This is a genomic window from Pseudomonas rustica (assembly GCF_049959085.1).
GTDB classification, from domain to species: domain Bacteria; phylum Pseudomonadota; class Gammaproteobacteria; order Pseudomonadales; family Pseudomonadaceae; genus Aquipseudomonas; species Aquipseudomonas rustica.
Genome location: NZ_CP188200.1, coordinates 93,571 through 102,500, shown reverse-complemented (window position 1 = coordinate 102,500; position 8,930 = coordinate 93,571). Strand labels below are relative to the sequence as shown.

General features: G+C 60.5%; 5 protein-coding genes (1 of these 5 running past the window's edge). All 5 read right to left on the bottom strand.

The genetic code is table 11. The features are described from left to right. Tightly spaced (at most 40 nt apart), the 5 genes in view from ACP3TY_RS00540 to ACP3TY_RS00520 form a layout consistent with a single transcriptional unit that may run on beyond the window. Nucleotides 1–1,037: the 5' portion of a DUF2300 domain-containing protein gene (locus ACP3TY_RS00540; protein WP_426619053.1), read on the bottom strand. It extends 583 nt beyond the left edge of the window; only the first 1,037 of its 1,620 coding nucleotides appear in the window; the start codon lies at nt 1,035–1,037; its stop codon lies off the left edge, out of view. Nucleotide 1,038: 1 nt separating this feature from the next. Further along, nucleotides 1,039–5,604: an alpha-2-macroglobulin family protein gene (locus tag ACP3TY_RS00535; protein ID WP_426619052.1), complete on the bottom strand. Its 4,566-nt coding sequence runs from the start codon at nt 5,602–5,604 to the stop codon at nt 1,039–1,041. After that, nucleotides 5,601–6,266, bottom strand: a complete 666-nt coding sequence (locus tag ACP3TY_RS00530) for a DUF1175 domain-containing protein (protein ID WP_178124219.1) — start codon at nt 6,264–6,266, stop codon at nt 5,601–5,603. The genes ACP3TY_RS00535 and ACP3TY_RS00530 overlap by 4 nt, the downstream gene beginning before the upstream one ends. Next, the gene (locus ACP3TY_RS00525) at nt 6,236–7,948 is read right to left on the bottom strand and encodes a DUF2138 domain-containing protein (protein ID WP_426619051.1); all 1,713 of its coding nucleotides are present in this window, start codon (nt 7,946–7,948) and stop codon (nt 6,236–6,238) included. The genes ACP3TY_RS00530 and ACP3TY_RS00525 overlap by 31 nt, the downstream gene beginning before the upstream one ends. Nucleotides 7,949–7,988: 40 nt before the next feature. Further along, entirely contained in the window at nt 7,989–8,780 is a 792-nt protein-coding gene (locus tag ACP3TY_RS00520) for a YfaP family protein (RefSeq protein ID WP_426619050.1), read from the bottom strand. Between the last annotated feature and the right edge of the window lie 150 nt (nt 8,781–8,930).

Sequence of the window (8,930 nt, the reverse complement as noted above, 5' to 3'; positions counted from 1 at the left end):
TGCAATAGATAGGTGCGGATGGCGACGGCAAGTGCTTTGGCAGCTTCGGCGGGGTCGGCTTTGGCTTCGCGCTCGAGGACTCGGGCGACGTATTCTTCGCGATCCACGCGGGCGACGAGTTTGTCGTTGAGCAGAAACAGTTCGCCGTCGCTGTGGATATCCAACGCGTTGCCGTTGGCGAACTCGACACGGTAGTCGCCCTTTAATGAACCCGATGCCGCGATACGCTTCCCCGTCAAAACCCTCGAAACCGGATATTTCGAAAACAGGCCGACTTCTACACAGCGCCCCGCTTCCGCCGGCCATGTAATTGGCAACACCGTCGACAGCGCTTGCGCGTAATGACGCAAGACCATCTGACTGGTGCCGCGCCCGCCCGCCCAGATCGGCGAGCCGTCAGCCGTCCACCCCGCAAATCCACCCTGCCGTGACTGGGGATCCCGATCGCCGAGCCAACTCCAGGTTTTCACCCGTAGACGTCCGCCCAGTTCACCGACGACATTGCCGTCCGCTGCATTAAGCAGCACATCGAGCAGTACCCGCCGCGCCTGATCCTGCGCCGGCAAAGTCGCCAACACGTTTAGCAACTCAATTACAGAAACTCGTTGAGCGGGCTGCACCGATGGCAAATCCAGCAACCACGACGGCGCCTGCCGCGCCTGCCAATAAGCACGCCAATCCCCAGCCGCGATCCCCAACCGCGAAGGCTCGAAATACAACCCGCAAGATTTCACCAACGCCTGATCACGTTCGATCTTGCCGCCCGCCGTGCAGCAATAAACCTCTTCCTTCGACTGCCCGCGACATTCATATGCCGGTTCCTGCGCGTCGGTCTCCACCAGCCACGCATAGACGAACAACTTCCACAGACTGCCCAGGGGCGTGTCCAGCGTCGGTGGCAACGGTTCGCGAGCAATCAACTGCGTGTGATTCAGCGACAACAACTCGCCTTTATAAGCCAGACGCAGCGGCTCATCCTGCGCCGTCGCCAGCGCAGGCATCACACACAACATCAGCCACAGCAGCGAGCGGATCATGTCAGTTGACCGTGACCTGACCGAGCGCGACTTTCGCTTCCTGGGCCTGACGCTGCGGGGCGTAAATCTGGGTGAAACGCACCGGCGGCAGGTTGAACTGGCCTTTCTGCGAGAAACGCACCAGATGACGCAGACGCAACTCGCCGCTCAGCGCATCCACCGGCACCGCGTAAGCCAACTGTCCCGGCTCGAAGCGCGCCTTCTCCAGTGCGGTCGGTTCGGTGCCTTCCTTGCCCTGCAACTTGATCCCCCACGTTGTGCGCTCAACATCGGCACCCGGCGGCAACGGCACTTCGAGCATGCCGTAACGCAGCGGCTTCGGCGCTTTGCTGGTGAGGATCACTTCGTCCAGATACAGGCTGTCGCTGGACAACGGCTTGTTGCCGACCGGCTCCAGTTTGAAGGTGAAGGCTTCGTCGCCCGGCACCAGTCGCGACAGACGACGGGTGATGGTCACGGCCATCGGATCGACCGCCGGTTGCTGAGTCTGGAAGCTCAGCGCCGCGCGCAATGGACGCTCCTGAGCACCGGAAACCGTCAATACGCTTGGCACCGGCGTCGCGCCCTGCCATGTCCAATACATCTCACCGGTTGCACCGTAGTTTTTCTTCCAGCCTTCACCCGGCGTCAGCGCGATGGTCGGCGAGGCTTGAGCGATGCTGCGTTGTAGCCAGGTCAGCGCCAGCGCTCGCTCCAAGGTCGATTGCTGCGGTAACAGACGTTGCAACAAAGCCTGCGCGCGCGCCTGATCGAACGGTTGCAGCGACACATTCAGCGCTTCGGCAAATGGCTGCGAACTCACCGACAGACGCTGTTGCGCAGCGCCCACCTGACGATTGAATGCTTCCGGCAAGGTCACTTTCGACTGCGCAGCCAACGCGGCGGTCAACGCCCGCGCCGCCGCCAGACCGAGCGCCGAATCCGGATCGCTCATCACCAGACTGTCCTGGCCATCGTCGAGCATGGTTTCGGCATTGCCTTCACCAGCCTTGGCCAGATCCTCCATCAATCCTGTCAGCAACGTATTCACCGGCAGATGCATCTGCTTGGCGAACGACAGAATCAACGCGCGCTGCAGCAACGGCGTGTTCGGCGCTTGTTTGGCGTAAACCTCCAACACTCGCTGCCAGTGCTCCGGCGGCAAGGTCAGTTCCAGTACCTGGCTGGCGTTAAAGTCGGCGTAATAAGCGTAAGCGGTGAGGAACGCATCCGGCTCACCGTCGTAGCCCCACCAAGTGAAGCTCGCCGATGGCCCGGCCATTTGCACCAGACGCAGGCGGCTGTTTTGCATGATCAGGCGCAAGCGATCGCGGATCTGCGGGTTCGACGCCAGCGATGGATAAGCGATGCTCAACGGCAGCAAGCGGCTGGCCGTTTGTTCGACGCCGCCGTACGGATAGCTGAGCAGATCATCGAGCGCTGAGCGGAACAGCGCTTGCGGACTGTCATCCAGGCGCAGGCGAATATCGGTGGCATCCGCTGGCAGGTTTAACGGCGTATCGCCGCTGGCGACGTCGAGACTTTGCGTCTGCGTCACTTGCCAGCCATCACCCGTCGCGCTGAGGCGTACAGCCAAGGCATCAGCAGTTTTACCGTCCTGCACCAGTTCCGCAGTCCATTCGCCGGAAGCCAATGCGAACCCTGGCAGTGGCAGGTAATTGATGCCGTTGTTCAAAGTCACCGGCAGACGCTGTTCGGTGCCAGCGTAGTGAGTGACCAATTCAGCCTTCACCGGTTTCTCGGCCTGACTGAACGCGAACACACCAAGCTGTGGCTGATCACCTTTGCGGAATTTGCTCGGCCCGCTCCACTTCAGGTACAGCGGTTTTTCCGAGCGCACGAACTGCTTCTTCTGCCCGACCTGACCGTCGTCGGCGATCGCGCGGGCGGTGATGCGCCAGCGAGTCAGCGAGTCTGGCATCTTGAAGGTGAAGCGGGTTTTGCCGTCGGCACCGGTCAATAACTCCGGTTGCCAAGCGGCTGTGTCGACGTCTTCACGACGCGGACGCTCCAGCACTTTCACTCCTCGTTCGCTGCGGTTGGCTTTGCCCGGCGCACCCGGACTGCCCGGCAGCGCGACGTCATAACTGATGAACGACAGGCTGGCGCTGGTGCGCACGTTGTTGCGGCGCGGGTGATAGAAGAACTGGTCGATGGTCGGCGCGACTTCCGGTTGCAGCGCGTAAACCATCTCGTCGACAACACTGACGGTCAGATGCGCCGGTACCGCTTTGCCGGCGAACTGCGTGGTCAGGTCAACCGTGACGGTGTCGCCCGGCAGATAGACCTGTTTGTCAGTGCTGATCGCCACGTCGATTTGCGGCGCGATGACTTTGATCCCGGCGTTCTGGAAACTGTACTGACCACCCTTGGTGTAGAGCACGGAGAAGGTCAGGTTCGGCGCGAAGTTGTCTTTCACCGGGATGCGCGCGCGGTATTGGGTGTCGCTGAGTTTTTCCAGTTTCAGCCAATCACCGCCCTTAGCCAGCAGCGCGGTGGCTTCGACTTTGTCGCGTTCCAGCGACAGCAAGGCATCGCTGACCGGTTCAGGGAATGTGATCAGCGCCAGCGCTTCATCGCCAGCCTTGTACTCAGGTTTGTCGAGGACGATTTCCACGGTGCCTGGCACTGCTTTCACGCCATCGCCGGTGACCGAATGCCCGGTGGCACCGAGCACGCGACTGTGTTGGTCTTTCAAGGTCAGGTTGTAAGTGCCTGGACGATCGAAGGCCAGACTGAAGCCCTTGTCCGTCGCCGCGAGTTTGCCTTCGCCCGTGCTCTGGTCTTCCAGACGCACCCAGCCATAAGTGCTCGGCGTCACCGCTTTGCTCTGCTCGCTGCCGCCCTCGTTGGCGTAGCTGAACGCAACCTTGTCGCCGACCGCGCTAAAGCGTTGCGGCGCGCTCAAGCGGAAGCTTGCGGCGCCACGGTCAATCAGGATTTCCTTGGTGGTCTTGACCCGATACGCCGCGCCATCGCTGGCAAACACGGTGAGCATGTAGCGGCTCGGTTTGTCGGCGGCCGGCAGGTCGAGGGTCGCGTTGCCCTTGCTGTCGGTGGTCAGTTCGGTGCTGGTCAGTTCCACGGGGAATTGCCCGAGGTATTGCAGTTCGTTGTCGACCATCGACAGTTGTTGCGCGCGCAGACTCAGAGTGAGTTTGGCGTTGGCCACCGGTTTGCCGTCCGGGTACAGCAGCACCAGACTGCCCTTCACCGGTTCGCCGGTGCGGTAATCCTGTTTGGCCAGGTTCAGCGAAATCTCGAAGTGCGGCTTGATGTACTCGGCTACACGGAAAGCGCTGCTGTAGGCCTGATCCTTGTAGTTGAAACGAATCTCGTAACCGCCCGCCAACGCGTTGTCCGGCAACTGGAAGCGGCCCTGAGTGCCGGCCTTCGAATCGAGTTTCAAATCGAGGTGCTGCAACTCGGTGCCCGTCGCATCCAGCACCGCGACGCTGACATCCGCCGCCCCCGGCAACACCGAATCCCGCGCATTCTTGAACTCACGGCCAACGATCTTCAACGACACCCAATCACCCGGGCGATACAGCGGCCGGTCGGTGAAGGCATAGAGTTTGGTGTCGTAGATTTCGCTGTCGTAATAGAAGTTTTCGGAGACAAACACCCCGCCCTCTTCGTCCTCGCCGATGACGAACGAGCGCTCAGGGCTGACGTGTTTCAGGCGCAGCAAACCATCAGTGTCGGTCGCGCCGCTGCTCATCACACCGAGGCCATCCGTCCACAGCACATTGACCTTCGGCACCGAGCTGCCTTCATGTTTGCGTGCGGCCCAGACCAGCAATTCATCGCCGGCAATTTTGCTCACTGCCACCGTGTTGGAAACGAAGACCATGGTGGTCGCGCGGTACTTGCCGATCAGCGCTTCGACCAGATACAGACCGGGTTTCAGATTGCCCAACGGGATGTAAACGTTGCCCGGTGCGACGCTGACGAAATCACTGGAAGACCCCGCCAGATTCACCCCTTCCGGTGGCTGAATCGGCTTGGCCTGCCACAACGGATAGCGGAACTGGCTGACCACCGGCAGACCCGGAATCAACGCAAATTGCGGCTGCGCGTCGTACGGCGTCGGTGCGGCGATGGCGTTGCCCATCTTCAGTTCCGGCACTTCTTCGGTGACCTGTTTGCGCGACTCATAAGAGAACGCGCGCTGCATCACCCGACGGGATTTGCGGTACCAGTTATCCCACAGGTACGCGAGAGTGTTGGACAGGCCTTCACCCTTGAACTGACCGTCGCTGACCACGCGATGCAGGTTCTTTTGGCGCTTGAGGAAGTCCAGCGGCTTGTCGATGCGGTACACACGAATGTCGGCGCCGCCATACGGCTCCATGCGGAATCGACGGTAATCGCGGCCCGGCGCTTCGAGGCGAACCATTGCCTGTTCATCACTGGCGAAACTGCTGTCGGCGAGCAGGAAAAAGCTTTCACCGGAGACCGGCGTATAGCCGCTCGGCTCGACGGTATCTTCGGCATTCACCTCCGAAAAAGGCAGGGCTAATACCAACAGTAGGGGCAGAAAGCGCAACATGCGGGCACCGGTCATTGGGAGAGAAAGTTCAGTCGATAGACGCCGATGAAGTTGGGGTTGGCTGCGTCGGGTATCCATCGGGTGTCCTTCCATGTCATGAGTTGCTGCAGGCTTGCCGAACGCATGCCGTTGTCAGTCGGGGTGGTGGTGCCGGTGTGATAGGCGATGTAGCGGCCCATCCAGATCATCAGGTGCTGGTCGTCGCCCTGATCGAAAAACATCAAATCACCGGGCCGCGCCTGCGACACGTCGCGGCTGACCAGATGGCTGTTGAACTGAATCAGTTTGATCGCGTTGACATACGGCCCGACCTTGCCGCCGCCCTGCTGCCATTGCTGGGCGAGCTTGCGCTGGTCATCGGTCAGCGACAGCTCCGGCGGCAGATAACGATTGGACAGGCCATTGCTGCGCAGCCATTTGTCGTCGTGGACTTTCAGCGCTTCGTTGGCGGCAAAACGTACCAGCCCGGCGCAATCCTGTTGATACCAGCGCGGGCTCGGGCCTTGGCTCAGTTGCTCCTGAGCGATGCGCACGAACCAAGCGCGAAACACTTGGGACTGTGCCGGATCAAGCGCCGGCGCCTCGACGGCCCGGGCACCCGCACTGAGTAACAGCGCGAGCAAGCCGAGACTGCGGATCAGTGTCGTCACAGCGCTTTCCACTCCAGCGGCAGCCATTGCCAGTGACCGTCAGGCTCGCTGCCTTCGGGCAAGGTCAGCGCGTATTTGCCGTAACCGCCGAGGGTGCGCAGTTTCGGGATCAGGTAGGTTTGCGCGGCGTTGTAAAACACCGGTTCCATGTCCTGCGGCAGGCTGTCGAGGGTTTCCTGCTGCATCAGTTGCGCCATCGAATCCGGGCCGAAGTAGATCGGCATCAGCACATCTTTGGGCAGCACGTCGGCCATCGGCGGGAAGCGTTTGTCGAGGGTGCCGAGGGCCTTGTCGACGAGTTTGTCATCAAGGGAGAACAGCAGCGTCGAACCGTGTCGCGCGAGGCTGACCTTCATGAAGGCCTTGCCGGAAATAGCCTCCGGGTTCTCGGCATCTTTGGCTGCGTAAGGGCCGAAGTTGGAGCTGACCTGACGCTGCCAGACGTGGTTCTGGCCTTCCTGTTTCTCGACCACGGGGAAGACCTTTTCTTCGACATTGGACTCAAACGCGCCAACCATCGAGCCGAACAATTTGCCGAGGTCGCCGTCGAGTTTGCCGCTGTCTTCATCTTTCAGACTGGCGACCAACAGCGGCGTGTACAAACGCGAATCGGCATACCAGCACAGGCCCGCTGCACCCGCGACGTGTTCGGTGAGGGTTTGCGCCACGGCTTCTTCGGCACCGAGTTTTACCAGCAGCGGTTTTTGCGGTTCGGCCGCGACCGGCAAGGTCACGCAGGCACTGGCACCGAGCGGCATCGCCTGCCAGACCGGTTTGAAATCGAAGTCCGGCTGGTTTTCCAGTTCGTCCATCGCGAGGTAGCTGTGCCAGCCCTTGTCGTCCATGTCGAAACGCAGCCCGGCGAAGTTCGGGATGAAACGCTGATAACCCATGGCGAGGACGCTGGAATTGACCGACAAGCGCTGTTTGATTTCCGGGGTTTTCGCTGGCAGACCGAAGGCTTCGGGGAACAGTTTTTCACCGTTGAGCAGCGCCGCGAATGCCTGCGGTGAAACGTGACCCGATTCTTCGGAGGCGCCGCTTTCCGGGTCGTAGTACTTGGCCGGGTTGGACAGCACCACCAGTTTGTCGCCGTGAGAAGCGAACAGCAGGGCTTTGCTCGCGTTGTAAGTCAGTTGATAGAGGGGCACGGTGTCGCCACCGACCTTGATTTCGGCAATCTGGCTGAGTTGCGTGTCATCCAGTGCAACCTTCGCCAGCGGCTCGAGCAATTTGGCCAGACCGCCGCGATCCATCACCAACAGAAAATCCTTCAGGCGACCATCCGCCCCACGCCACAGCGCCACGTCGGCCGGTTGATCGAAAAGCGCTTCGATCAGGCTGTCCTGCAACTTCAGATCATGCTCGTAGATGATCCGGCGCAGGCTACCGATCAGGCCGAGACGATCGGCGTGGGTTTCGTAATAGAAGACGAAATCTTCGGTGAGCGTGGCTTTGAGGAACGGCACGGTCAGCAAGTCTTTGGGCAACTGGCTCAGGGAATGTGTTTCGAGCAGCGCGTCCGGGCGGCTCAGGCCGAGCTTGTCACTGGCCAATTCTGCTGGCGGCGCCTTGGGTTTGAGCAACAGCCAGCCAAAACCACCCGCCACGCCGGCCACCAGGCACAACCCGGCCAGCAGCAATGGCCAGCGCCGCGAGGGTTTCGCCGTTGGCGTGTCGACAGCCGAAGTCACAGTGTTTTCGCTCATCTTTTCAAAGCCCGATTTCATCCGTGCAGCGGGATGCTTATTAATAGTTGAAAGTCTTTACCAGCAGCAGATCACCGATCGCCCGCAGGGGCACGATGAACGTTTCTCGTTTTTCGTCGACGGTGTTTTCGTTGAGCACCAGCGTGATTTGCGAGGTGATCACCTCGTTCTGATTGCTGGCCTCCTCGAAGTTATAGCCGCCGTTACCGAAGTTGCCCCAATAGTTGACGTAAACCAGATAGGTGCCATGCAACGGCGCGGTCATGGTGAACATTTCCGGGCCGGGGCCATCGACGCCATCCGGGTCGAGCCCGCCGCCATTGCTCAGCGCCGGCTGCGCCCAGAACGCATGCTGACCGTCGGGCGTGACAATGTGCAGATCGAGTTCGGCTTTCGGATCGTCCCATCCCAAGACAAGACGAATTCGCGCCGGCGTGCGCAAATTGTTTGCTTCATAAAATTGCACACGCTTGAGCGACTGGCCTTCGGCGCTGATCACCTCGACGCTGTTGGAGCCGGCGCCGAACGCATACGGCCGGGCGAAACGCCCCTGGTCGTCGGTGTACAGATTCAGTGGATTGCCATTTACCGCAAGGCTGTGTGGCGGGCGCTGATGCCCGAGAGCTTTGAGCTGACCCTGGATCATCGTGCGATTGCGCTGGATGCCGCGATCGATCGGCGGCGTCGGGTAGGCGACTTGCGGGTTTTCCGTACGATCGAGCAAGCCGTGATAGCGCCAGCCACCGACCGGTTCAGACAGTTCGGCAGTCGGCGCGGCCCACAGCACTGGCGCGCAGGCCAGACCGATCAACAGCAAAAGAAGTGAACGCATGTAATGCCTCCTGCCATGCCTGAACGAAACCTTGCACCCGATCCTCGGTACTTCACAGCGGTGAAACTGCGTTTCGTCTGAAAGACCCGTGACTGTCGGGTCGTAGAAGGCGCGAAGATTAGCCATTTGGTGGTTTTTTAACAATCGGAT

Bases quoted from the DNA above. Each gene is read 5' to 3' on its own strand.
- ACP3TY_RS00535 (WP_426619052.1), bottom strand. From the start codon at position 5,604: ATGACCGGTGCCCGCATGTTGCGCTTTCTGCCCCTACTGTTGGTATTA.
- ACP3TY_RS00530 (WP_178124219.1), bottom strand. From the start codon at position 6,266: ATGGCTGCCGCTGGAGTGGAAAGCGCTGTGACGACACTGATCCGCAGT.
- ACP3TY_RS00525 (WP_426619051.1), bottom strand. From the start codon at position 7,948: ATGAGCGAAAACACTGTGACTTCGGCTGTCGACACGCCAACGGCGAAA.
- ACP3TY_RS00520 (WP_426619050.1), bottom strand. From the start codon at position 8,780: ATGCGTTCACTTCTTTTGCTGTTGATCGGTCTGGCCTGCGCGCCAGTG.